Source organism: Croceibacterium selenioxidans (genome assembly GCF_018599195.1).
GTDB classification, from domain to species: domain Bacteria; phylum Pseudomonadota; class Alphaproteobacteria; order Sphingomonadales; family Sphingomonadaceae; genus Croceibacterium_A; species Croceibacterium_A selenioxidans.
In genome coordinates this window covers 1,681,384-1,700,062 of sequence record NZ_JAHFVK010000001.1, presented here as the reverse complement: position 1 = coordinate 1,700,062, position 18,679 = coordinate 1,681,384, and the positions used below count along the sequence as shown (strand labels likewise).

The window sequence follows — 18,679 nt, the reverse complement described above, 5'->3', positions numbered from 1 at the left end:
CGTTGTCGTTAAGGGCTTTGCCGCAGTGCAGCATTGCGGTATGGTGCAATGCACCATCCTAGGTCATACCAAGGCAATCAGCATGAACATGAACTTACGCCTTGATCGTTCCCTTATGGCGCGCGCGATGCAGGGACGCTCGCCTAGCCGCCTGCGGGAATTGGACGACTTCGGCTCGAACCCGGGGGGGTTGAAAGCCTGGTTTTATGCACCATCGTCGGAAAATCCCTTGCCGCTTGTGGTGGCGCTTCACGGATGCACGCAGACAGCGGGGGGATATGACACCGGCACGGGGTGGTCCGAGCTCGCTGAAGCCCATGGGTTCGCCGTTCTCTTGCCCGAGCAGCAACGGGCGAACAATCCGAACCTTTGCTTCAATTGGTTCGAGCCCGGCGACGCCCGGAGGCGCTCTGGCGAGCCTCTCTCGATTGCCCAGATGATCGATGCGATGGTGGGCCGCCACGGCGTCGACGGCAAGCGCGTATTCATCACCGGATTATCCGCTGGCGGTGCCATGACATCGAACATGCTGGCAGCCTACCCGGAGAAATTCGCGGGAGGGGCCATCCTGGCCGGACTGCCGCACGGAGCTGCATCCAGCATGCCCGAAGCGTTCCAACAGATGCGCCGATATTCGCCGACAGCCAAAAGCAGTGGCCGATCGATACGGGAAGCCGCCTCGCACGACAGCGAATGGCCGGCAGTGTCCATTTGGCATGGCACAGCCGACACGGTGGTCGACATGTCCAATGCCGAGGGCATTCTGCGCCAGTGGCAAGAGGTCCATGGCGTGGGACAAGAACCGACCGAGCAAGAAGTGATCGACGGTCATCCCCGACGCGGCTGGCGCAACAACGCGGGCAGGCTTGTAATCGAGGAATATCGCGTGCTGGGGATGGGCCATGGCGCGCCCCTCGCTGTTGAAGGCGAATGCGGTTGCGGCGAAACCGGGGCGTTCATGCTCGAGGCCGGAATTTCATCGACCCTGCACAGCGCCCGAACCTGGGGGTTGATCGATCCGGCGGTTAAGCGGGCCAAGACATGCGCAGAACCGACCAGACCTCTCCATTCGAAGTCTGGCAGCGTCCGACAAGTGATAGAAGACGCACTACGGACAGCGGGACTGATGCGATAGCCGCAGTTAACTTGGTGGTGTCCGCATCTCTCGTGCGGAAGGCTTCATAACCTTAGCCGGAATTCCCCTCACTCGCGCTTCGCCGAATGGGCAAGATGTGACCCTGCAACTGTGAGCGCAGTTCGTTCGCCCCCTCGTCTGTCGAACATTCGACGCTCGTCGCTCCATTAGGAAGGTTTCGAAGGCGCACGAATTCGACGCCAGCCAAAGCGCACAGAGTCATGGTTTCGGCCATTCCAAACGACAGATGGACAACTTTACCCGTCACTCGGCGATCGCTCGCGCCGTAGCCCCTAGTCCGATCGCCATATGGGTTTCTGCTCCTCTGCGCCGCCCCTGCGGGGCTTCCAGGTTGGACGCGCAGCTTCGTGAGGGTCGAGTGCTGCGCGTCCTGCCAGGTAACGGGAGCTTCATCGCGCCGTTCCAAAATTGATTTGGGATTATCGAGCTGTCCGGCCGATCCGAAAACCTAGCGGCGGGCAGGGAACACCAGAGCGCCGGGTGGCTCAGTTGAAGCGTGAGTGGCCCTTGGTCCTCGTTAACTAGCGGCACGAAGCATCGCATGGCTCCCCGGACGATCCGCGTAGGCGCGGCAACCGCGATCCGAGCCTTGGTAGTCCCAGTCGCGAATGAGACCATCGGCACCGACTACCATGCGTATGACGCAGTTGTTCTGGACCGTATGACGCGGTGCGGGGAATACGCCGCCCTTGAAGTCGGCCGCTTCGACGAAGCCGGGCGCGGCATTGGTGTACTCGGTGCTGGTGAATGTCTGGCCCCATCCATAGACGAGGTCTGGGCCCATCGGCGCCGAGCCGATCGGTTCGCCAAGCCAGGCTATCGCGACGTCGACGGGTTGGCCGGCCATGGCATCGAGAGTGCTATCGAGGCCGGCCGATGTTTGCTGAGCGTGCGTTGTGCAGGCCGAAAGCAGCAAGCCGGAAATGACTATCGCAACGCGCTTGGTTCTCTCCATCCGTCAGCGACCGAGAGCTACTATAGCGAGTCAGGGCCTTAAGCCGGAATGAATGAGCACGCCCGCAAACAGGATGATTGCCTGTGTTGGCGGTCCGGTCATGGCCATGTGAAAAACAGGCTGTCCGGATCGTACTTCGTGCGCAGGCTTTGCAGGCGCTCGAGGGTTTCTTGAGTGAAACACTCAGCCAGACGCTGCGGAGAGGCGGTCAGGTCGGCCTCGCCCACGTAGCGGCCAGAACGAAAGGGGCTGAGTGCCTCGTCGACCCGGCGGACCCAGGCGCAGTTGGCGTCGTCATCTGCCGGATCATCCCACATGGCATAGATACCGGCCCCCGTACCCCCTCCGACCGAGAGAGCCCCGTCCTTCGGAAGACCAGTGCGCGAATGTCCACCATAGGCCACCAGGTCGATCGTCGAATGCGGGCTGTGCGCAGGGATATCGTAGACCGCGAGCAGTAGTTCGCCCAACGGAGCCGTAGCCCACAGATGATCTGCTGCGACGCGCTTCCCGCTTGGCATGGGCGACAACTTGAAGAGGTCGGTGAACGGGATCACCTCAGTACAAGGATCGCCGATCGGGCTCGCATCTTGCGGCGGGGACGCGAAAGAAGAAACGCGCGATCTCGCGTCGGCTTCGGAGTCGCCGCAGGCTGAGACCCTGAGGACGATCGCTGGCTCCGAGGTATCCCAATGCGACATAAGAAAGCAGCCGACCTCGGTTTCCCTCGGCGCTGAATCGGTCGCAGCAGTGAGCCAGTCGGCCAGGAGCGGTGCGCTTGATGCTGGAAACGCGGCTCGCCAGGCACAGGTAACAGGTGGCAGAGAATGGAGGGCCACGTGATAGGCCGTGATCGCTGCAAAAAACCCCGGTCCGCCTCCGCGCGCGGCCCAGAACAGGTCCGGATGATGGCTCTCACTGACCAGGACAATCTCGCCATTCGCTAAGACCATTTCCATCGCGATGACGTTGGCGCAAGCGGCGCCCCATTCGCCCGAGTTCCAGCCAAAACCACCGTTGAGGAGATAGCCGCTTACGCTCACGTCGGCGCAGTGTCCGACGGGAAAGGCAAACCCCTGCGCGGCGAGCTCTTCACTCAGATTATCGCCGCGTACGCCCGCGCCAATTCGGGCAACTCGGGCCGTCCTGTCGATCTCGACGAAGTCCAATCCACCCAGATCGAGCAGCACACCTCCGTTTCGCAACGCGGCTGCGCCGTAATGGTGGCCGCCGCCCCGGGGTGACACTTGCAAGCAGTTGGCTGCGGCAAAGCGAACCGCTTCGGCAGCCTCCTCTGCTGAACCCACCCTGATAATCGCATCGGGATCTCGGGCTTGATCCAGCCGCTTATTCCAGATCGTCCGTTCGCGCTCTTCTGCGTATCGGACCGAATCTCTGACGGTGATGCGGTCCCCTCGCTGGACAAGCTCATCGAAGGGCGGGTGGGCATTCACTCACAGCCAATCGAGTAGAGGTCGAACGGTTCCGACCTGTGGCTCATCCCGCGATCGTAAGTTCGATTTATGACCAGTGGATTTGAAAGGCGGCCGCGCGAAATAGCCCGAGCTTAGTGCTCCCAGCCCAATCCGTGACGGTTGGCGATAGGCTCTCCATCAAGGAAAAGCGGCACAAATCCGCGCGGCTCCACCATTCCGATGCGGCTGGCCGGTACCGGTGGCTCGACATCGGCCGGCAGCGTGAACAACAGCTCGTAGTCGTCACCCCAGCGCAGCGCATCCAGCCGTCGGGTTTCGGGCACGGCGATCGGGACGGCGCGGCTGTCGATGGCGAGCGAGACCTGACTCGCCTCGGCGAGGCGCCAAGCGTCGAGCAGGACGCCGTCAGACACGTCCATCATCGCCGTCACCAGCGGGGCGAGGGCCTCGCCTTCTGCCAGCCGTGCCATGGGTCGGCGATAGGCTGTGCTGTCCTCTCCGGTCGCATCACGCAACGCCTCGAAGCCGAGCATCGCGGAGCCGACTTGCCCGGTGAGCCACAGTACGTCGCCAACTTTCGCGCCGCTTCTCGAGGGCACTGGCGAGTGCGTTGCCCGGCCGATGGCTGTGAGACCGAGCGCTTGCGGCGCCCCGCCTGACACGGTGTCACCCCCAAGCAGCGGTACGCCGTAATGCTCCAGGACTTCGCTCAAGCCCTCTGCGAAATCGGCTTGGTCGGGCGCGAGCATATAACCGACCAGCACACCCAAGGGTTCGGCCCCCTTGGCGGCGAGGTCGGAGAGGTTGGTCGCTACCAGCTTCCACGCGACGTCGGCCTGTGATTGCGAGGGGAGGAAGTGCCGTCCCTCGACCATCATGTCGTGCGTCAGGACGAGCGTTTCCGCCCCGAACTGCAGCACCGCGGTATCGTCGAGCAAGCCGCGCGCGGCGGGATGGTGGGCGAGAGCCCGGAGCGTGTCGATGAAAGCGGCCTCGCCGCTCAACGGGCGGCCTTCGCCACCGCGTCGAGTACGCCGTTGACGAACTTGGCCTCGCGCGCGTCGAAAAAGGCGTGGGCGACGTCGACATATTCGCTGATCGCGGCGCCGGTGGGGATGTCGGGTCGGGCGAGCAGCTCGTACGCGCCCACGCGCAGGATCTGCAGCATGGTCTTGTCGAGACGCTGGACCGACCAACCCTCGGCCAGCTTGCTGCCCAGCAGAGTGTCGATCTCTTCTTCGCGAGCGACCGCGCCGCTTACCAGGTCGTCGAAGAACTCGACTTCGGCCTGGATGTATTGGTCTTCCTCGATTTCCGCCCCAAGGCGGTGTTGGTGAAACTCATCGAGCAGGCGCGGAAGGTGGGTGCCTTCCATCTGCCGCTGGTACAGCGCCTGGACGGCTGCGAGCCGGGCGGCCGAGCGGGCCTTGGAGCGGGCGGGGGTGTTCATTTCAACCTCAACTGTACGGATTTGGCGTGAGCCGGAAGACCTTCCATCTCGGCCAACGCGACGGCGGCCGGACCGATCTTGGCGAGCGCGTCGGCATCCATCGAAATGAAACTGGTGCGTTTCATGAAATCGAGCACCGAGAGTCCGCTGGCAAAGCGGGCGCGGCGGCCGGTCGGTAGCACGTGGTTCGGGCCGGCGACATAATCGCCGACGGCCTCGGGCGTATACCGGCCAAGGAACACGCTACCGGCGTGACGCAGCTCGGCGAACAGCGCCTCCGGATCGTCGACCGCCAGCTCGACATGCTCGGCGGCCAGGCGGTTGGCGAGAGCGGGCGCTTCCGACAGGTCGTTCACGATCAACAGCACGCCGTTGTCCTCCCAGCTCTGACGCGCGCAATCCTCGGTGGCGAGCATCGAGCACTGCACGTCGACGCGGTCGGCAACCTGATCGGCGAATTTGGCGTCGTCGGTGATCAGGATCGACTGCGAGGACGGGTCGTGCTCGGCCTGACTCAGGAGGTCGGCGGCGATCCAGTCTGGATCGTTCGTGCCGTCGGCGATCACGAGAATCTCACTCGGTCCGGCGACCATGTCGATGCCGACCACGCCGAACAGCTGGCGCTTGGCTTCGGCCACGTAGTCGTTGCCGGGGCCGGTGATGACGTCGACCGGCTTGATGCGCTTGGTGCCATAGGCGAGTGCGCCAATGGCTTGCGCTCCACCGATACGCCAGACTTCGTCGACCCCGACGAGGTGGGCGGCGGCGAGGACCAGCGGATTGCTCTCGCCACGCGGGGTCGGTGTGGCGACGACGATGCGCTCCACACCCGCGACCTTGGCCGGGATCGCGTTCATCAGCAGCGAAGAGGGATAGGCCGCGCGCCCGCCCGGGACATAGAGACCCGCGGCATCGACCGCGCGCCACCTGGCGCCCAGGCGAACGCCCGCGTCGTCGGTGAAGTCGCGGTCACGCGGAAGCTGGTCGACGTGATAAGCGCGGATGCGTTCGGCGGCGAGCTCGAGCGCATCACGGAGCTTGGGTTCGAGCGCGTCGTAGGCCGCCTTGCAGGCCTCCGGCCCGATGCGCCAGTCATCGTCGGCGCCGAGCGTATGGCGGTCGAAGCGAGCGGTGTATTCGGCCACCGCTTCGTCGCCACGCTGGCGGACTTTATCAAGGATGTCGGAAACCACGCTCGACACGTCGCTTTCAGTCTCGCGCCGGTCTTCGACGAGGCGGGCGAACTTGCGTTCGAACTGCGGGTCGCTGGTAAGCAGGCGTTGCATCAGGCGGCCTCGCTTTCAGAGAGGGCGCGGAAACGCTCGACGAGCTGCGCCACGCGCGCGTCCGTCTTGAGCGCCGCGCGATTGACGATCAGGCGCGCCGAAACGGGCATGATCACGTCCGTTTCCACCAGGCCGTTGTCGGCGAGGGTGCGCCCGCTCGAGACAAGGTCCACGATCCGCAGCGACAAACCCAGCGAGGGCGCCAGCTCCATCGCCCCGTTCAGCTTGACGCATTCGGCCTGGATGCCCTGCCGTTCGAACCAGCGGCTCGTCAGGTTCGGGTACTTTGTCGCGACACGCAGGTGACTGGCGTTGCCCGGGCTGTAGACGCTCGCATCCTTCGGCTCCGCCACCGACAGGCGGCAGTGCCCGATGTCGAGGTCGACCGGGGCGTAGAGCTCCGAATAGTTGAACTCCTCGATCACGTCTGAACCGACGATCCCGGCATGCGCGGCGCCGAAGGCCACGAACGTGGCGACGTCGAATGCGCGCACGCGGATGATCCGCATTGCGCCGTCTTCGGTCGCGAAACTCAGCGCGCGGTTGCCCTTGTCGTTGAAGGCGCTTTCCGGCACGACGCCGGCGCGTGCCATCACCGGCAGGGCCTCGTCGAGGATGCGGCCTTTGGGCACGGCGAAGGTGAGGGCAGTGGTCATGGCGCGGCCCTAGGCAAAGAGGCAGGAAAGGGCAACGTTGATGGCAAGTGCGGCGAATGGGCAGCCGGTGATGGGGATTACCGATGTGCGCGAGGCAATTGCCTGGCAGGCCGATCATGCGGCGAAAGCGCTCGCCCCCAATACCGCCCGTGTCATTCGCGCCGAGCTCGCCATTCTAGACACGCCGACCGAACTGGCTCAGCGGATGAACAACTGGCCGGGCCTGAGCCTGGAGGACGCCATGCCCTTGCGCGTGGCGGGCGGCTTGCACTGGCTGACCCTCTCGGGCGCGGACCGGCGGCTGGAGCGGGTCTACGCCGGCGAGATCACCGACCAGGCGGTGGTTGACGAGCTGGTCGCGACGCTGGCGGTGGAATGGGATGCCAAGCTCGTGCCGTGGCTCGACAGCCCGCCGCAGACAAACGAGGCGGGCCGTTCCGCCAGCATCATGGGCGGCCTGCTGTGGCTCTCGCAACGGCTCGGGCCGAAGTTCGAGCTCAACGAAATCGGCGCCAGTGCGGGTGTCAACACGATGATCGAGCGCTATCGCTATGACCTTGGCGGAACGCTAGCTGGGCCGGTAGACTCGCCGATGCACATTGTGCCCGAATGGCGCGGACCCCCGGCGCCGTCGGGTGAGGTGGAGATTGTCTCCATCCGCGGTTGCGACGTTGCTCCGATCGACTTGTCCGATCCCGCAGAGGCCTTGCGGCTCAAGGCTTACGTGTGGCCCGACGCGACCGGGCGCATGGGCCGGATCGAAGCCGCCGCCCGGCTTGCGGCCGAAACGCCACCGCTGCTCGAGCGCAAGGATGCCGAAGAGTTCGTGCTCGAACGGCTGGCCGCGCCGCAGGAGCCGGGGGTGACGCGGGTGCTCTATCATTCGGTCATGTGGCAATACCTGCCGCAAGCCGCGCGCGAGGCGATCACAGTCGCGATGGAACAAGCGGGGGCTCGGGCCAGTGTCGACAGGCCGCTCGGCTGGATCAGGCTGGAAACCAACCGCGAGACTTTCCGCCACGAGCTGACCGTGCGCTACTGGCCCGGTGGCGAGGAACCGGTGATGCTGGCCGAGGCCCATCCGCACGGGGCGTGGGTGGAGTGGCTCGGGTGAGGTAATCGTCCCTCGCGGCAACGGATCAAGCTGAGCTTTTCAGCGATTCCTCACCCTCTCCTCATGCCTTTCAGCGCGGTGCCGATCATGGCCTGACTCCCGGCAAACGAGGAAGGGTATGACACATGACGACATCGATCGAACGGAACGGCGGTTGGCGATCCAGCCCGTGGAGAATCCTGCTGTGGCTCATTCCCACAGGCCTGCTGCTTACGCCTGCCGTGGCGATGCAGTTCAGCCGCGATGTGCAGTGGGGCCCAGTAGATTTCGTGTTCATGGGCGTCTTGCTCTACGGCTGCACCTGGCTGGTGGACTTGGCGATGCGCAAGCAGAGCAGCACGGCCTATCGGCTGGGAGCTGCCATTGCCGTGCTGACCTCGTTCCTGCTGGTCTGGGTCAATGCGGCCGTTGGCGTGATCGGTGACGAAGGCAATCCGGCCAACCTCGTGTTCATCGCGATCATCCTGATGGTCGTCGCCGGAGCGGTTGTGGCCCGTTTCCGAGCCGACGGCCTATCGCGCAGCCTGCTCCTGGCCGCCGGCGCCCATGCGATTGTCGCGGTCGTGGCGCTGATCGCTGGAGCAGGAGCCGACGAGCCGCCCGGTGCCGTCGGGCTGTTCATGCTCAACGGCGTATTCGTGGCGCTCTGGCTGGTGTCGGGCGGTCTGTTCCGGGCGGCAAGCCGCGCCTGAGCTTCTCAGGCTGGCTTGTCGGTGGCAGGCGCCTCGGTAAGCGGCATCTGGTAGTCGGCGGCGATCTTCCAGGGATCGCCGGCCTCCTTGCGCCACACGGTCTGGTTCGTGGTCGCTTCGGTGGAGGGTTTGCCGGACGCAGGGTCGGTAGTCGTCACTCGCGCGGTGTGGGTGGTGACGACCATGTCTCCACTCGACGCCGCCCAGGCCTTGCCCGGCGTGATCTCGATCTTGAGGTTCGGATCGCCGAGGAGCGCTTCGTACGTCGTACCGATCGCCGCCGCCCCGACCGTGGGCGCGCGGCCGTGGGCAACGAGGATGGCCTGATCCTCGTAGTTGCGGGTGGCGCCGCGCAGGTCCTTGGCGGCGATCGCCTGGAATTGCGCCTCTTCGGTGGCCCGCACGGTTTCGAGAACCGCATCGGTATCGGCGGACGAGCCGCACGCCCCCAGCAGCACAATCGGGGCAAGGGTCAGGAAAGCGGCTCGCATTGTAATCCTCCACCAAGACGGTCTTCGCCGTTTGAGGTGGCAGGGATTTGGCTAGCTCGCTTTGATCGAACGCAAATCAGGCCTCACGCCTTCTTCCGCCATCGTTCGAGACGCTCCTGCCAACCACCATGCAACGAGAACCACTCCCACACCGCGACCAGCAGCAGCACGGCCACGCCAAGACTTCCGAACAGAAGGGCTGGCAGAGGAACTAGCCACGCGTAGGTCGCCAGCCATCCGAAGAGGCTGAGCCCGGCAAGGTGCGACAGCGGAAACCTCAGATGCGTGCTCGAGCCTTTCTTGAACTGCCCGACGCCCAGCAGGTAAAGCGCCATGCCGCCGCAAGTGAAGGCCACCAGCGCGCGGCTGGCGTGGTGATCGGGGTGAGCCAGCAGCATCTCGTCTGCTACCGCCCCGCCTATTATCCCCATGACTATGGGCATGTGCAGGTAGGTGTAGGCATCCCGCGCAACGCGGCCGGGCTGCGAATGATGCTCGATCCGGTCCGAGCCCCGGCGCGCGCCGGTGTCGAAGTAGATCCACCACATGAGCACCGAGCCCGAGAAGGCGATCAGGAACGCGGTGAGATTGGTGGCGGTGAACGCCTGCCCGGCAAAGGTGCCGCCGGTCACCACTATGCCTTCACCAAGCGCGATGATGATGAACAGTGCACAGCGTTCGGCGAGGTGGTGACCCGAAATGCTCCAGTCGTCCAGGGTCGAGCGGCCGAGGAACGGTAGGCGGAAGAGGGCGAAAGGCCCGGCATATTCGATCGCCAGCGCGGCGAGCCACCACCAGAACCGGTCCCAGCCTTCGGCTAGCAAGGCCCCCGCAATCCATACCACGGCCGAAGTCATGAACCAGATCGCGATACGCAACATGTTGCGGGCATTGCCGCCTTCCGACCTGTACATGACGTAGACCATGAACAGAGTTCGGCCGACCTGAATGGCGACGTAGCTCAGCGCGAAGATAAGGCCTTTATCCTCGAAGGCGTGAGGCAGGACGACGGCCATGATCAGGCTCGCCAGCATCACGCAGATGAGCATGATGCGTACCGGTAACCGCTCGGGCTCGGCCCAGTTGGCGGCCCACGTTGTGTAGATCCACGCCAACCACACCGCGGAGAAGGCGATCGCCGCTTCGGCCAATCCCTGCCAGCTCATCGTTTCGAGGATGAGGTGCGAGATCTGCGTCAGCGCGAAGACGAAGACGAGATCGAAGAACAGCTCAAGATAGCTGACGGGAACGTGGCCGTTCTGATCGCGCAGAAGCGATCTGTTCTTGCTGGAACCCTGTGCGCCGTGACCCTCGCTGATGGTGGCCTCCCCTGATTTGCCGCCTCAGGGATAGCTGACCGTCTTCGGCCTTTCGGGCAAGGGGATGAATTCATGATCGTCGCCCGGAACCAGCGGGAAGCGGCCCGAGGTCCAGTCTTCTTTTGCCTGCTCGATCCGGTCCCGGCTGGAACTGACGAAGTTCCAGTAGACGTAGCGGTGCGTCTTGAACGCCTCTCCGCCCAGCAGCATGATCTTGCCGCCCCGGCTTGAGCTGAGCGTCATCGGTTCGCCCGGCTTGAGCACGGTCAGAGCGTAGAGTTCGAGCGGATGCCCGTCGATGCTGGCCTCGCCACCGACAAGCATGACCGCGCGTTCGTCGGCTTCGGCATCGATCGGGATCGCGCCTGCCGGACCGAGGTCGATCTCGGCATAGATCGTGTCGGCATAGCACGTCGTCTGCGCGCGCTTGCCCCAGAGCGAGCCCATGATGACCCGGGCCTTGATGCAGGTGTCCTCGATCAGCGGGAGGCCGCTCACGGCCTCGAACGCCGGGGCGATCTCCTCCATGCCATCGGGTAGGGCTAGCCAGGTCTGCATGCCGTACATCGAAGGGCCTGCGTCGCGTTCGCTCTGCGGGCTCCGTTCCGAATGGACGATACCGCTGCCGGCTGTCATCAAGTTCACCGTTCCGGGTCGGATGGTGGAGTAGCTCCCCAGGCTGTCGCGGTGGTCGATCGCGCCCTCGAACAGCCAGGTGACCGTGGCGAGGTTAATGTGCGGGTGCGGACGCACATCCATCCCTTCCCCCGCATTGAGCCGCGCCGGGCCGAACTGGTCGACGAACACGAACGGGCCGACCATGCGGCAATTGGGGCTCGGCACCGCACGGCGGACCTGGAAGCCGCCGAGGTCGTGCGTGACGGGGGTGACGGTCTGGAGAATGCTCATTCGGCGTCGAGCTCCGGATAGTGACGGAAAATGCCATCCTCGTTGAAGGGGATACGGCGGTCGGATGACAAGTAGACGGCGATGCCATCGATCTGAGCGACGGCATCATGCACGTCATGGAGAAGAGGGTAGCGAGGCTTGAGCGCGGCCATGCGCCTCGGGAAAGCGTAGGTCAGCCCCTCGATCAGCTGGAATAACGAGGTGTCGATGGGACTCCACTTCGCGCCGAGCACGAACGGCCCTTCGTGGACCTTCAGGGCAGCCTCAAAATGATCGAGGTACTTCGGCATGCGGGCCGAGCGGAAAGAGGTGGCGGCCCTGAGCGCCTCGGCCTTCTGCTCGTGATAGTATTTGTCGGCGGCGACCGGGTGGTGAACATTGTGCGCTTCGGCCACGAGGTCGGTCACCGTTAGCTGGAGCTGGATCAGCTGCAGGTCGGTTTCGAGGCTGCCGGCCCCCAGGCCGTGGCGGTCGGTTAGCCAGGCGAGAATATGCGCGACCTGCGCGCTCGCGAAGTCCCCATCGACCAGATAGGGCGGGGCGAAAGGACCGAACCCCCTGCGCGCCGCCATGTCTTGCATCAGGGCTTCGGCACCCTCCTCGCGCGCGCGATCCCGGTATGGGATGCCTGCTCCCTCTAAGACCAACCGCACGAATTCCCCGCGGCCCTGGATGTTCGGCCAGTACCACAGGTCGTAGCTCATGCTGGTCTAGTCCGCTTCGTTGGGGGCGAAAGCTCGAATGGCGAGAGCATGCACCCGGTTCCCGGGAATGTCGCCCAGAGCGCGGTTGACCATCCGTTGGCGATCGACGCGGCTCTTGCCCACGAAGGCCGCGCTTTCGATCACCACGGTGAAATGCGATTCGCCGCTGCCATCGTCGCCCGAGTGTCCGTGATGGCGGGCGCTGTCGTTGATGACGTCGAGCCGGGTCGGCAGGAAGGCTTCCTGCAGCAGGATTTCGATTTCGCGTGCAACAGGTCCGCTCATCGGTTCATTCCAGGGCTTTTCATCCGGCCGCTCTATCACCACTAATGATCGAATGCGCCCCGAGAAATTTCACGGACGATACGAAAACGAAGGCAAGGCCTGCGATGCACCCGATTGCCAGGAAGCGGGCGAATTCCGCGCGCCCGGTACGCGAAGGGCCGGCTTTGACGGGCCGGGCGAGTGGCGCTGGTTCTGCCTGCAGCACGTGCGCGAGTTTAACGCGGGGTACGACTGGTTCGAAGGCATGTCGGCCGACGAAATCCTCGCCGCGCAATCGCCTATCGCCGGCTGGGAGCGCGAAACACGAGCGTTCAAACCGGGCGCGGGCACCGTGCCGCGCTGGGCCGACTTCGACGATCCGCTCGACGCGATCGGGGCGCGGGCCGCCGATATCCGCAAGCGCGCCGCTGGGCGGCAGGCCACGGCTCGCTTCAGCGCCAAAGAGGCAGACGCGCTTTCGGCCATGGGCCTGGGCCCGGACACCGACCTCCATTCGCTGCGCAAGCGCTACTCCGCGCTCGTCCGCCGCTTCCATCCCGACCGCAATGGCGGCGACCGGAGCCAGGAGGCGCGGCTGCAGCGGGTGGTCGAGGCTTATCAGATGCTGCGGAAGTCGGCGGCATTCACCTGAGACGGTTGGCCCTCTCTCCCTGGCAGAGGGGATAAGTGCCCTTACGCGTAGGACAGCTTCGGAAAGAACGTCGCCCCGCGGCCTTCCGGGATGGTGTCGAGCAGTCCCCACACCGGATCGGCGAAATCCATGGCCCGGTGATTCTGTCCCGGCTCGTCGGGCGCGAAGACCAGTTCGCTGCCCCAGAAGTGGCTCACGGTGTCGCCGTCCTTGCGGAAGACGTTGAGCATCGGCTCGTCCCAATTCTCGCCATTCTTGAAGCCGCGGTGCTCGCGCATGGCCGGGGTGAGAGCGGACGTATTGCCGTAGTAATGATCGCTGTAGCTGTTGCCGGCGGTCGACAGCATCACGAGATGATCCCAGCCGCGCTCATGAGCCAGGGCCTCGAGCCGGGCGATCGGTGATCGCGAAACCACGTAGAACGGCGCGCGTTGCGCCACGTGCTCGGCCGAGCCGTCTATCCCGTCGAGCAAGTGCGTGCAGCCGGGGCACGGGCTGTCGCGCTCTGGCCCGAACATGAAGCTATAGAGCATGATCGAGGGGAATTCCCCGAACAGCTGCGAGAGCCGCACTTTCTCCGGCCGATGGTTTGCGCCGATGCGCTCGAACTCGAAGTCCTCCGGCACCTCGCCACCCGGCGGCAAGTTGCGGCGCATCTCGGCCACGGACTCGGTCTGCCGGCGAAGCGCGATCTCGGCGTCGAGCAGGGCGTTGCGGGCCTCGCGGTAGGCCGGGCTTTCGTTGGGGAACGCCATGCGGGGGAAATTGGCCGGCATCGTCACGCCTCCGTCTTGGTGGAACCCTGCATCTCGGCCATCAGCGCCATGTCGATGGCCGAGCCTTCCTGGTAAGCGGGCCGCTGGCTGCAACGGTCCCAATAGGCCTTGAAGCTCGCGCGCTCTGGCATGGAGCCGAAGCGCAAGCCCCACATGACCTGGCTGCCGACATAGACGTCCGCCATCGTGAAGCGGTCGCCGCAAACGTAGTCATGGGTGGAAAGCCAGCCGTCGAGCGCGTCCATCGTCTGATCGAAGCTGCCGAAGCCGACCATGCGCTGCCTGTCGCCTTCCGACCAACCCATCGCCTTCGCCGTTGTGGCCTGCTCGACCGGTCCGGAAGCGAAGAACAGCCAGCGGAAATAGTCGGCCTTCTCCTCAGGGCGGGGCAGCAGTTCCGGCGCCGACATTTCGGCGAGGTAGTGACATACCGCCGCCGCTTCGCTCACCGCGTGGTCGTGGCCGTTGTGGTGGTGGATGAGGGTCGGCAGCTTGCCCATCGGGTTCGCCCGGAACAATGCCTGGGGCTTGTTGTCCCATTCGACCAGCACTGGCTCATAGTCCGCTTTCGCTTCGTGCAGCGCCCAGCGCGCGATCTGCGCTCGGCTCATCGGATTGAAGAAGAACGTGTACTCGGCCATCGCAACCTCCAAAGCTCATTTGGAGCGGAACATAAGTAGAACAAATGGAGGGTTCAACCCCCTTCGCACAATTCCTTGAGCTGGTCGGCGCAGGCGCCCCAGCCGGGTTCGAAGCCCATGTCGGCGTGGCGCTTCGAATCCTCCTCGGTCCAATGGCGCGCCTTGGCGGTGTAGCGCGTGCCGCCGCCCTCAGGCTCGATCGACCAGATGCCGATCATGAACGGGCCGGCAGGCTCGAGGTCGCCGACGATCGCGTCGGTGAAGGCGAAACGTTTGCCTTCGTCCCAAGCCAGCACCATGCCGTCATGCGGATGCACTTCTCCGTCTGGGCCGTACATCGTGCAGTTGGAGACGCCGCCCGGGCGACGTTGAAGGTTGGCGAATTCGGCGCGCCACGGCTTTGGGCACCACCATTCCTCGATCCGGTTCGACATGACGTCCCAGACCTTCTCCGGCGGGGCGTCGATGAAACGGGTGATGCTGAGTTCCTTCGGATCGCTCATGTCTGTCCTCTCTCCAAATGTCAGTCTCTGTCAGGCGCGCCGAGCGGGAAGAAGGCGCGATAGGGCCGGGCGTCGTCGACGCAGCGCGCCACGGGCGGCAAGGCCAGCAGCTCGGCGCGCAATGCGGCGAGGCGCGAGCAATCCTCGGGTATCCGCTCGACCCAGTCGGCATAGAACAGCGACGGTGCCGCGGCGCAGGTAACCAGCGAAACGTGCGGCGGCAGGCTGTTCGCCTCGAGCCACTTCTCAAGCCAGCGATAAGTGCGCAACAGATCCTGCCTGCCCTTGTCGACCATGGCCTGGTCCGGGTTCTCCGAATTGGAGAGATGGGCGAACACCACCTGCTGCATGGGGTGCATGACGTAATGGTCGAACACCCGGTCGAGCATCCGCGTGGTCACGGCTTCAAGCGGGTCGGCCGGGATCAGCGGTGCGGGACCAGGGTGGCGGACGGCGAGGTATTCGATGATCGCTGTCGCTTCGAAGACCACGGTGTCCCCATCCTTCAGCACCGGGAATTTCCCCGAAGGATGCGCGCGTTGCACGAACACCGCGTTGCGCGGGTGGTCGGGCGAAACCTCCTTGAACGCGAACTCGGTCCCGTTCGCGTAAAGCGGGATCAACGCCTTCCAGGTGTAGGAGGAGAAGAGGTGGCCATAAAGTTCGAGCATCACCAGGTCCCTGCCTTCACCTTCTCGCGGCGTTCAAGTTCGCGATCGCTCGGCTCTTGCGTCGCAAACGTGCCGGTTTCCAGTTTGCCGACAGGCTCATACGTCAACACCACATTCCCTCCGGAACCCACGCGCTGTTCGATGAGCTTGAAGGTCCCCGGCGGCGTGCCTTCGCCGAACAGTCGCTTCCCCTGGCCTATGGCGACGGGGGCAAGCATCAGCACCAGCCTGTCGATCAGCCCGCGCTGGAGCAATTGCGGATAGAGCGTCGAGCTTCCCTGTATCACCAGGTCTGGTCCGTCCTGCTGCTTCAGGGCGGCGAGCGCGTCGATGTTCGCCAGGCGGTGGCTGCCCTCCCATTCGAGGCGCGCGTCCGAACGTGTCAGGACGAACTTCGCGACCCTGGCGAAGAGCGAGGCGATCGGACCGTCCGGGGGTTGGAATGGCCAGTAGCTGGCGAAGATATCATAGGTCCGGCGCCCGAGTAACAAATCGAACGGCGCGTCGAAGAGGCTGTCGATCTGCTCCCCGATCGCCTCGTCGGCGACCGGCTCCAGCCAGCCGCCGTACGGGAAGTTGCCCTGATCGTCTTCACCCGGCCCGCCCGGGGCCTGGATGACCCCGTCGAGCGAGATGAAGGCAGCGCCGATGATCCTGCGCGGCATGGCGTCAGGCTTCGGCGGGAGCGGCGTCGGCGGCCGCCTTGAGTGCGGCGATGTCGATTTTTTTCATCTTCATCATCGCTTCGAAGACTCGCTTGGCCCGACCCTTGTCGGAATCGGTCGAAGCTTCGGCAAGGAAGCGCGGGGTGATCTGCCACGAGACGCCCCACTTGTCCTTGCACCAGCCGCACATGCTCTCCTGCCCGCCATTCCCGACAATCGCGTTCCAATAGCGGTCGGTCTCTTCCTGGTCCTCCGTGATGACCTGGAACGAAAATGCCTCGCTCTGCTTGAAATACGATCCGCCGTTGAGGCCAAGGCAGGGGATGCCGAGCACGGTAAAATCGACCGTCAGCGGCTCGCCTTCCTTGGCGGAGGGATTGTCCGAAGGCGAGGCGTGTACCTTGCCGACAGAACTGTTGGGAAAGGTCTCGGCATAGAAGCGAGCTGCCGATGCGGCGTCGCTCTCGTACCAAAGACAGACCACTGCCTTGTTGCTGCTCATGATCATGCTCCTTTTGGGCCGACGAGCCCGAGGGCCGCGCCGCTGGGGTCGGTGGCGGTGAAGGCGAACTCTCCGCCGGGGATTTCCTGCAAGTCCTGGGTCACCCTGCCGCCGGTTGCTTCGACCGCCGCCTTCGCCGCCTCGACTTCCTTGACCCCAAATATCGGCAACCAGTGCGGCCGCTCGCCGCCCAGGTCGGGGTTGATTGCGCCGATCGCCACGCCGTCTACCTCGACGAACTGATAGTCGCCCAACGGACCCATCGGCATGGCCATCCCCAGCGTCCACCCGAGCAGGGCGGGGTAGAATTCGCTGGCCGCGCCCGCGTCGGTGGTGTTGAGCTCGTTCCAACGGCAATGGCCGGGCTTTTGCGCGTCGAACGCATCGCTCTGCGCATTCGGGTCACCCGGCGGGGGTACCGGATCCATGAGGTAGAACGAGGCGCCTTGGGCATCGGTGACCATGGCCATGCGGCCTACGCCCTCCATCGTTGTGGCCGGCATGTGTACCTGGCCACCCAGTTCTTGCGTCTTGGCTACGGCGGCGTCGACGTCCTGGGTGTGGAAGTAGGGCACCCAATGAGGCTGCATTCCGCTGTCCGACATCGTCGAGGTCAGCGACAGGACGCCACCGGCATAGCCGCCGCTTCCGCGCCGGATCTCTCGATATTCGGAACCGTTGGGCATGGAGTGGCCCTCGGCCGGGATCTCCCAGCCGAGCACCTCGCGATAGAACGGAGCCACGCCGCCGGGGTCGGGCGTCATGAGCTCGTACCAGATCGGTCCGCCGGGCACGGTCAGCGTCCCCTTACGACGAGGGGATCGAACCCGCCGAAGATCATGCGCTTGCCGTCGAAGGGCATGGCCTCGCCGAATGCCTTCATGCGTTCGTCGGCCATCATCTTTTCGTGGCTGGCGTCGGCGGTCGCCTTGTCGGGCCAGACCATCCACGAGAAGACCACCTTTTCGCCGTCCTGTATGTCGACGGCGCGGCGGAAGTCGGTCCACTTGCCGTCCTTGACGTCGACTTCCCAGGCTTCGACCTGCTCTTGCGCACCATAGTCCTTGGCGATGTCCCAGAACCGTTCGGCAACGTCCTGGTATTCGGCCTTCTTGTCGCCGGGGACCGGCACGAGGAATCCGTTGATGTACATGGCTATCTCTCCTCTGGGATTCAGGCGGCTTCTTCGGTGAAGTCGGCCATCTGCGCAGCGAGCGCGCGCTTGTAGGCCGGACGCTCCTCGCCACGAGCCTTGTAGGCGGCGAGGGCAGGGTATTCCGCGATAAGGTCCGTATGCCGCAGGTTATTGAGCACTGTGATCATCGCGATGTCGGCGATCGAGAACCGGCCCGCGAGCCAGTCCTTGCCGGCAAGCGCGTCGGTCAGGCGCGAGAGACGCTTTCGGCAGATGGCGAGCGCCGCTTCGCGCGCCTCCGGCATCCAGGCCTTGTCCTGGTGCAACAGGTCATAAATCGTGATCGGGACGATGAACGGCTCGACGCTGTTGAGCGCGGAGAACAGCCACGAGATGGCAGTCCAGCGGGGCTGGCCGTCCTTCGGCAGCAGACGCTCGTCCTGCTCACCGAGGTAGAGCAGGATGGCCCCGGTTTCGAAGATGTCGAGATCACCTTCACGAAACGCCGGTACCTGGTCGAACGGCTGGCGGGAGAGGTAGGCCTCCGGACGCGGGCTGCCGGCATTGAGCAGCTCTGTGTCGTAAGGTTCGCCGATCTCCTCCAGCGCCCAGCGGACGCGCAAGTCGCGCACGAGACCGCGAGCAAAAGGTGGAACCCACTCGAAGGCGGTCACTAGGGGGCGGGGGGCGGATGGGGTCATG

At 64.5% G+C, this 18,679-nt stretch carries 24 protein-coding genes; 4 read left to right on the top strand and 20 right to left on the bottom strand.

The genetic code is table 11. The features are described from left to right. The first annotated feature begins 82 nt into the window (after positions 1-82). Positions 83-1,135, top strand: a complete 1,053-nt coding sequence (locus tag KK137_RS08350; protein WP_214535665.1) for an extracellular catalytic domain type 1 short-chain-length polyhydroxyalkanoate depolymerase — start codon at positions 83-85, stop codon at positions 1,133-1,135. Between the two features lie 538 nt (positions 1,136-1,673). Here KK137_RS08350 and KK137_RS08345 read toward each other — a convergent pair. The 6 genes from KK137_RS08345 to hisG form a co-directional block, all read right to left on the bottom strand. After that, entirely contained in the window at positions 1,674-2,111 is a 438-nt protein-coding gene (locus tag KK137_RS08345; RefSeq protein WP_214535664.1) for a hypothetical protein, read from the bottom strand. Positions 2,112-2,209: 98 nt separating this feature from the next. Beyond that, a complete protein-coding gene (locus KK137_RS08340; protein ID WP_338028010.1) occupies positions 2,210-3,565 on the bottom strand; it encodes an FAD-binding oxidoreductase in 1,356 nt (451 codons plus the stop codon). A 113-nt stretch (positions 3,566-3,678) separates the two neighbouring features. Then, positions 3,679-4,551: a thiamine-phosphate kinase gene (gene thiL, locus KK137_RS08335; protein WP_214535662.1), complete on the bottom strand. Its 873-nt coding sequence runs from the start codon at positions 4,549-4,551 to the stop codon at positions 3,679-3,681. Beyond that, the gene (gene nusB, locus KK137_RS08330) at positions 4,548-4,997 is read right to left on the bottom strand and encodes a transcription antitermination factor NusB (protein ID WP_214535661.1); all 450 of its coding nucleotides are present in this window, start codon (positions 4,995-4,997) and stop codon (positions 4,548-4,550) included. The genes thiL and nusB overlap by 4 nt, the downstream gene beginning before the upstream one ends. Then, the gene (gene hisD, locus KK137_RS08325; protein WP_214535660.1) at positions 4,994-6,283 is read right to left on the bottom strand and encodes a histidinol dehydrogenase; all 1,290 of its coding nucleotides are present in this window, start codon (positions 6,281-6,283) and stop codon (positions 4,994-4,996) included. The genes nusB and hisD overlap by 4 nt, the downstream gene beginning before the upstream one ends. Further along, positions 6,283-6,939, bottom strand: coding sequence for an ATP phosphoribosyltransferase (gene hisG / locus KK137_RS08320; RefSeq protein ID WP_214535659.1), 657 nt, complete (start codon positions 6,937-6,939; stop codon positions 6,283-6,285). Before hisG ends, hisD begins: the two co-directional genes overlap by 1 nt. Positions 6,940-6,979: 40 nt before the next feature. Between hisG and KK137_RS08315 the strand changes: the two genes are divergently transcribed. Both KK137_RS08315 and KK137_RS08310 read left to right on the top strand, forming a co-directional pair. Then, positions 6,980-8,053 carry a DUF2332 domain-containing protein gene (locus KK137_RS08315; RefSeq protein WP_250893627.1) on the top strand — a complete coding sequence of 358 codons (1,074 nt, stop codon included), beginning with the start codon at positions 6,980-6,982 and terminating at the stop codon, positions 8,051-8,053. Positions 8,054-8,178: 125 nt separating this feature from the next. After that, entirely contained in the window at positions 8,179-8,745 is a 567-nt protein-coding gene (locus KK137_RS08310) for a hypothetical protein (protein ID WP_214535658.1), read from the top strand. A 5-nt stretch (positions 8,746-8,750) separates the two neighbouring features. Here the strand turns inward: KK137_RS08310 and KK137_RS08305 are convergent, their stop codons facing one another. The 5 genes from KK137_RS08305 to KK137_RS08285 form a co-directional block, all read right to left on the bottom strand. Next, on the bottom strand, positions 8,751-9,236 hold the full coding sequence (locus KK137_RS08305) for a YybH family protein (protein ID WP_214535657.1): 486 nt from the start codon (positions 9,234-9,236) through the stop codon (positions 8,751-8,753). 83 nt (positions 9,237-9,319) lie between these two features. Beyond that, the gene (locus KK137_RS08300) at positions 9,320-10,507 is read right to left on the bottom strand and encodes a low temperature requirement protein A (RefSeq protein WP_250893792.1); all 1,188 of its coding nucleotides are present in this window, start codon (positions 10,505-10,507) and stop codon (positions 9,320-9,322) included. A 72-nt stretch (positions 10,508-10,579) separates the two neighbouring features. After that, the gene (locus tag KK137_RS08295; protein ID WP_214535656.1) at positions 10,580-11,464 is read right to left on the bottom strand and encodes a pirin family protein; all 885 of its coding nucleotides are present in this window, start codon (positions 11,462-11,464) and stop codon (positions 10,580-10,582) included. Beyond that, a complete protein-coding gene (locus KK137_RS08290) occupies positions 11,461-12,168 on the bottom strand; it encodes a glutathione S-transferase (protein WP_214535655.1) in 708 nt (235 codons plus the stop codon). Before KK137_RS08290 ends, KK137_RS08295 begins: the two co-directional genes overlap by 4 nt. 6 nt (positions 12,169-12,174) lie before the next feature. Next, positions 12,175-12,453: a BolA family protein gene (locus tag KK137_RS08285; RefSeq protein WP_214535654.1), complete on the bottom strand. Its 279-nt coding sequence runs from the start codon at positions 12,451-12,453 to the stop codon at positions 12,175-12,177. A 52-nt stretch (positions 12,454-12,505) separates the two neighbouring features. On the opposite strand from KK137_RS08285, the gene KK137_RS08280 reads away from it, so the two are divergent. Next, entirely contained in the window at positions 12,506-13,084 is a 579-nt protein-coding gene (locus tag KK137_RS08280; protein WP_214535653.1) for a J domain-containing protein, read from the top strand. 41 nt (positions 13,085-13,125) lie between these two features. Here KK137_RS08280 and KK137_RS08275 read toward each other — a convergent pair whose 3' ends face one another. From KK137_RS08275 to KK137_RS08235, 9 genes are read right to left on the bottom strand one after another with little or no spacing between them, the layout of a single operon-like run. Beyond that, complete coding sequence (locus tag KK137_RS08275) at positions 13,126-13,860, bottom strand: DUF899 family protein (RefSeq protein ID WP_214535652.1); 735 nt, start codon at positions 13,858-13,860, stop codon at positions 13,126-13,128. Positions 13,861-13,862: 2 nt separating this feature from the next. After that, positions 13,863-14,501 (bottom strand): glutathione S-transferase family protein, encoded by a 639-nt coding sequence (locus KK137_RS08270; protein ID WP_214535651.1) that lies wholly within the window; start codon positions 14,499-14,501, stop codon positions 13,863-13,865. A gap of 53 nt (positions 14,502-14,554) precedes the next feature. Next, on the bottom strand, positions 14,555-15,004 hold the full coding sequence (locus KK137_RS08265) for an SRPBCC family protein (protein ID WP_214535650.1): 450 nt from the start codon (positions 15,002-15,004) through the stop codon (positions 14,555-14,557). Between the two features lie 20 nt (positions 15,005-15,024). Continuing rightward, a complete protein-coding gene (locus tag KK137_RS08260) occupies positions 15,025-15,675 on the bottom strand; it encodes a glutathione S-transferase family protein (protein ID WP_250893626.1) in 651 nt (216 codons plus the stop codon). Next, positions 15,675-16,340, bottom strand: a complete 666-nt coding sequence (locus KK137_RS08255) for a dihydrofolate reductase family protein (RefSeq protein ID WP_214535648.1) — start codon at positions 16,338-16,340, stop codon at positions 15,675-15,677. The genes KK137_RS08260 and KK137_RS08255 overlap by 1 nt, the downstream gene beginning before the upstream one ends. Before the next feature lie 4 nt (positions 16,341-16,344). Next, entirely contained in the window at positions 16,345-16,842 is a 498-nt protein-coding gene (locus KK137_RS08250; protein ID WP_214535647.1) for a VOC family protein, read from the bottom strand. A 2-nt stretch (positions 16,843-16,844) separates the two neighbouring features. After that, positions 16,845-17,636, bottom strand: coding sequence for a VOC family protein (locus KK137_RS08245; RefSeq protein WP_338028009.1), 792 nt, complete (start codon positions 17,634-17,636; stop codon positions 16,845-16,847). 2 nt (positions 17,637-17,638) lie between these two features. Next, on the bottom strand, positions 17,639-17,995 hold the full coding sequence (locus KK137_RS08240; protein ID WP_214535646.1) for a DUF1428 domain-containing protein: 357 nt from the start codon (positions 17,993-17,995) through the stop codon (positions 17,639-17,641). A gap of 20 nt (positions 17,996-18,015) precedes the next feature. Continuing rightward, positions 18,016-18,678: a glutathione S-transferase family protein gene (locus tag KK137_RS08235; protein ID WP_214535645.1), complete on the bottom strand. Its 663-nt coding sequence runs from the start codon at positions 18,676-18,678 to the stop codon at positions 18,016-18,018. Position 18,679: the final 1 nt, after the last annotated feature.